This window comes from Pseudomonas sp. SDO5522_S412 (genome assembly GCF_054071215.1).
Window position 1 is genome coordinate 1 of record NZ_JBSVWQ010000345.1, and the last position, 4,399, is coordinate 4,399.

3 protein-coding genes are annotated in these 4,399 nt (G+C 61.8%); all 3 read right to left on the reverse strand.

What is annotated here, in order from left to right; translation table 11 throughout:
* Positions 1 to 53 precede the first annotated feature (53 nt).
* The 3 genes from ACW9I6_RS31055 to ACW9I6_RS31065 all read right to left on the reverse strand — a co-directional run bounded on the left by ACW9I6_RS31055 (position 54) and on the right by ACW9I6_RS31065 (position 4,245).
* Positions 54 to 2,612 (reverse strand): TonB-dependent receptor, encoded by a 2,559-nt coding sequence (locus ACW9I6_RS31055; protein ID WP_003209136.1) that lies wholly within the window; start codon positions 2,610 to 2,612, stop codon positions 54 to 56.
* A gap of 128 nt (positions 2,613 to 2,740) precedes the next feature.
* Entirely contained in the window at positions 2,741 to 3,709 is a 969-nt protein-coding gene (locus ACW9I6_RS31060) for a FecR family protein (RefSeq protein WP_177010033.1), read from the reverse strand.
* Positions 3,706 to 4,245 carry an RNA polymerase sigma factor gene (locus ACW9I6_RS31065; RefSeq protein ID WP_087692632.1) on the reverse strand — a complete coding sequence of 180 codons (540 nt, stop codon included), beginning with the start codon at positions 4,243 to 4,245 and terminating at the stop codon, positions 3,706 to 3,708. The genes ACW9I6_RS31060 and ACW9I6_RS31065 overlap by 4 nt, the downstream gene beginning before the upstream one ends.
* Between the last annotated feature and the right edge of the window lie 154 nt (positions 4,246 to 4,399).

Sequence of the window (4,399 nt, forward strand, 5' to 3'; positions counted from 1 at the left end):
GACTGATCCAGCGCTTTCGCGAGCAAGCCCGCTCCCACATTGATTAGTAGGGGTCAGAAGAACCGCGTCACACTGATCTTCGCATCCCGGCCCTTGGTGTAGGCGCGGTCGCCGCTCAGGGCCGGTCGGAAGTTGTTGTTGAACAGGTTGTCCACGGTGAAGTTCACCTCGGTACCCTTGAGGTAAGCCTGTTGCGGCTTCCAGCTGGCGAACAGGCCTTGCGTGTTGTAGCGCTTGTTGCCGTACTGGTCGTAGAACAGGTCGCCGATGCTGGTGCCCGGGCCGCCGGAATACTTGTCGCTCGGCAGGCGGCTGGTGGCGCCGATGAACTGCCCTTGCCAGCCTACCCGCATATCCAGGCTCGGGATCTTGGTGCCGAGCACCACCACCCATTTGGTTGGCGGAATGTCCCGCGCCCAGACGTCCGGCCCCCACGGGTTGGTGTAGGCGCCTTCATGTTTGCCGGTGGTGTAGGCGAACGATACCGAGCCGAACACGTAGGTGGAGTCATAGAAACTCTCGGCCTCGAAACCCTTGATGGTCATGCCGCCGATGTTGCGGTAGTTGGACATCGCGCCCGGCGGGCAGGCGCTGGAAATCGTCCCGCCGTTGACCGCCTGGTTCTGGCAGCCCACGCCCGTGGCCTTGAAGATTTCGTCCTCGACCTTGTTGTGGAACAGCGTGGTACGCAGTTGCAGGTTGTCGCCGTGGGCGAACACGTCGGCGAAACTGGTGACGTTGCCCAGGGTGATGGAGGTGATGCGCTCCGGATCCAGGTCCAGGCTGGTGGCGGTGCGGCTGCCCAAGCCCTGGACTTCATACTGCTCGTCGATCACTGGCGCACGCCAGGTGCGGCTCCAGTTGGCGAACATCGCCACGTTCGGGGTGATGGTCCAGTACGCCGCCAGGCGTGGCGACCAGCCGGTGTAAGTGCGGTCGCTGTAGTCATGGCCGATGGCCGGGTCCGGGTTGCTGTAGTACGGCGCGTCGTTGGCCTCGCCGCGGTTGCGCACATGGTCATAGCGCATCGACGGGGTAATGGTCACATCGCCCAGCGTCACCGCGTCCTGGATAAAGAAGCTGTTGGTGTCGACCTTGCCATGGGGCATGAAGCCCGGCTGGAAGTGCCCGTAGTTGTATTTCGGGGTGTTGTAGGTGGCGCCGGGCATCCACATTTCGGTTTCCCGGGTGTGCTTGCGGATTTGCACACCGGTGGTCACCGCGTGCTGCAACGCACCGGTGGAAAACAGGCTGACGTTGCGTACGTCGAGGTTCTTGTCGTTATAGGAGGTGTCCATCTTGCGCCCGCCGGTGGCCAACTGGAAAAACGCCGTGGCGTCGCGCTCGTCGGTCTGGTCGGTATTGGATTCGGAGTACTTGATGGTCAAGTCCACCAGCGGGTTATTCATCGGCTGGTATTCGTACTTGCCGGACCAGGTGGTGTCGACGGTATTGCGGTTGGCCAGGAAGCGTTTCAGCGCGGCTTCGTAGCCATAGCGGTCGATGTTGGCCTGGGTCGGCGGCGTCGGGTAGCTGGCGGCAGAGAAGGGCGTCCAGCGCTGGCTGTTGGAGCGAGAGTACGACAGGCCCAGGCTTTGCTCATCGGTGAAGTGAGCATTGAACTTGAACAGTTTGCCGTCCACATTCTGGGCGCTGTTGGGCAGGCGCTTGGGGTTGATCGGGTACTGGTTGTTGTCGTTGGGCAGGGTGGCAGCCAGTTTCATGTCGCCGCCGTCGCGCTGGGTCAGGTAGGCCAGCGCATCGAAGCGGCCGTCATCGGTACGCCCGTAAACGGCACTGCTGTAGACCTGCTCATGGTCGTTGCTGGAGTAGCCGTATTTGAGCATGGCACCGCTGTTGCGCCCGTCCTTGAGCAGGTCCGGGGCATCCTTGGTGGTCATGTTGACCGTACCGCCAAAGCCGCCGTTGCCGCTGAAGGGCGAGTTGGGGCCTTTCTCCACTTCGATGCTCTTGATCAGCTCGGGCTCGATAAACACAGTGCCCTGCTGGTAGCGCTCAAAACCGCTTTTGGTGGCGCCATCGACGGTCAGCGGCACGTCTTCGGCGTCGCCGAAACCACGGATGTTGATGGTCTGGCCACCGGGCTTCAGCGAGCCGCCCTGGCTGATGCCGGGCAAGGTTTGCAGCAGGCTGGGGATGTTGTTGGACTGGTAGCGGTCGATGTCCGCCTGGGTCAGGGTGGAACGGCCGACGGTGGTGGAGTCGACCTCGTTGCCGGTGCCGATCACGCTCAGGGCGTCGAGCTGGATCGCGCTGCTGTTGGTGGTCTTGCCCTCTTCGGGGCGTACCACGTAAGTGCTGCCGACCTTGAGCAATACGAACTCGCCGTCCTTGAGCAGAGTGCGAATCGCCACTTCCGGTGTGAAGTCGCCATTGAGGGCCGGCGCCTGGATATTTTTCAGCAGCGCTTCATCGAACAGCAGCTGGATTTTCGCCTGCTGCGCCACCTGGCTCAGGGACGTGGCCAGGGACTGGGCCGGCAGTTGCAGCTTGAACGACTCGGCCTGGGCACTCAGGCTGAAGGCCAGGCAGGCGGCAATGGCGGTGGGTCGAAGAAACAGGTGCTGAACGTGGCAAGGCGCGCGAAACATGAAATCCCCCGGAGTAGCCAAATGGCCAGAAAGGTGTGCGTATCAAACGCAGACCCGAGGAAGACGCGGCAGGAAAAATAATCCTCACATGCGAATGCAAAATATTCTCAAATAAGAATTCCGCGGGGCTATTTGCGCGGTTCGATCCTGATATTGCCGTCGGCCAGGGCCACGGTTTTCACCGGCAATAGTGCCGGCAGGGCGTTGAGCAGGGCGTCCGGATCATTCACGTCCAGATTGCCCGAGACCTTCAACTGCGCCACCGCGCTGTCCACCAGCAACGGCGCCTGGGGCCGGTACAGGCTCAACTCATCCATCAGGCTGGCCAGCTCGCGATTACGAAACGACACGTGGCCGCCGCGCCAATCGGCGACCTCGCCGGCAGTGAGGGTTTGCTGCTGCAGCGTGCCCTTGGCATAACTGAACGTAGCGCGCTGATCGGCGCCGAGCAGGGTGGCCGGCAGCCTGGCATCCGGATCGAACGCCACTTGCCCATGGGCCACGCTGACCACCAACTGCTGCTTGCTGCGCCGCACATCGAAGCCGGTGCCGACCACCCGCACATTGGCTTCACCGGCCTGCACGAACAGCGGACGCTCCTTGTCGGGCGCCACCTCGATATACAACTGGCCCTGATCCAGATGCACGATGCGCTGGTGACTGTTGAAGTCCACCCGCAGGCGCGTATTGGCGTTGACGTACAAGGTGCTGCCGTCAGGCAAATGCATGGTGCGCATTCCTTTGGCATGGGCCGCGACCTGGGCGTGGAACAGTTCGCGTGGGGCGCCGATGTTGCTCGTCAGCACGGCACACACCAGGGCGGCAGCCACCGCCAGGGCCGGGCGCCACACGGGTGGTTTGCGCACGGGCAGCGGTGTCGGTTTGTTCAGTTGCTGCAACTGCGCCAGGTCGGCCCACAGCTGTTCGAATTCGGCGTAGGCGCGGGCATTGGCCGGCTCGGACTGCCAGGCGGCAAACGCCTTGCGGTCGGCGCGACCGGCGTCATTGCGGTTGCGCGCAAACCAGCTGGCGGCCTGGGCATCGATGGAGTCGCTGGCCTCGATGTCACAGGTGTCGATGTCGCTCAGGCGGGTCATTCTGGCTGCTCCTTGCCCTGTTCTTGTTGAAGTCGCTGCTTGCAATGCAGCAAGGCAAAAGCGATGTGCTTTTCCACCATGCTGACCGAAACGCCCATGCGCTCGGCGATCTGCGCCTGGCTCAGGCCTTCGAAGCGGTGCAGCATAAGGGCTTCTCGTCTTCTCGGCGAGAGTTCAGAGAGGACTTCTTTCAACTGTTCCAGGCGTTGCAGGCGTTGCGCGGCGGCCATGGGATCGTCTCGCGAGTCGCTGACAGGTTCGGCATCCAGTTCGGCCTGTTGCTGGTGGACGGTGTGCCGCACCTTTTGTTTGCGCCAGTGATCGCGCAGCAGATTGCGCGCCATCTGGAACAGAAACGCCCGTGGCTGCTCGACCTGAGCCCGGTCGCGGTAGTCCAGCCATTGGGTGAAGACATCCTGGGTCATGTCTGCCGCGTCGCTGGCGTTGTCCGTGCGTTTACGCAGGAAATGCAGGATATCTGCATAAAACCCGCGAAAGGCATCGGCCGACAGCGGGTCGGGCTTGGGACGAGACATGGATATCCTTCTTGACGAAGCACGACGTGGAAAAGTCGTGAATGATATCGAGAATTATTGTCATTTGTCTCTATTGAAAATCCAAGGTTGGATGCGGATTAAATGTGGGAGCGGGCTTGCTCGCGAAGGCGGTGAGTCAGTCGACCTATTAATT

What these genes read in the sequence shown, in the direction of transcription:
- ACW9I6_RS31060 (WP_177010033.1), bottom strand. Translation starts at nt 3,709, where the DNA reads ATGACCCGCCTGAGCGACATCGACACCTGTGACATCGAGGCCAGCGAC.
- ACW9I6_RS31065 (WP_087692632.1), bottom strand. Translation starts at nt 4,245, where the DNA reads ATGTCTCGTCCCAAGCCCGACCCGCTGTCGGCCGATGCCTTTCGCGGG.
- ACW9I6_RS31055 (WP_003209136.1), bottom strand. Translation starts at nt 2,612, where the DNA reads ATGTTTCGCGCGCCTTGCCACGTTCAGCACCTGTTTCTTCGACCCACC.